The sequence below is a fragment of the Aeromonas tecta genome (genome assembly GCF_000820185.1).
Classification (GTDB): domain Bacteria; phylum Pseudomonadota; class Gammaproteobacteria; order Enterobacterales; family Aeromonadaceae; genus Aeromonas; species Aeromonas tecta.
Map to the genome: position 1 here is coordinate 1 of NZ_CDCA01000022.1, position 225 is coordinate 225.

At 64.4% G+C, this 225-nt stretch carries 1 pseudogene; it reads right to left on the minus strand.

The annotated features are described in order from the left end of the window. Nucleotides 1-225: pseudogene (locus BN1137_RS21860) on the minus strand (lysine decarboxylation/transport transcriptional activator CadC); the annotation flags it as partial.

A 225-nucleotide genomic window follows, 5' to 3' on the forward strand; every position in this document is an offset into this window, starting at 1 on the left:
CTGGCTGCTGGCCTGCAGCACCTCATGCACGTTGTGGCGACTGAGCTGATATTGGTGGCTGAACAGCACCCGCTTGGTGTTGATGTTGCGATATTCCAGATCCAGGTAAGCCCCTCCCGGCTGGCGAGAGACCCGCACACTCAGCTCCTTGCCGGGCAAGATGCCCCCCACCAGGGTGTTGGCACCGTATTGCACCCGCAGCGGCGTGGCGGCCGCCACCTCCCC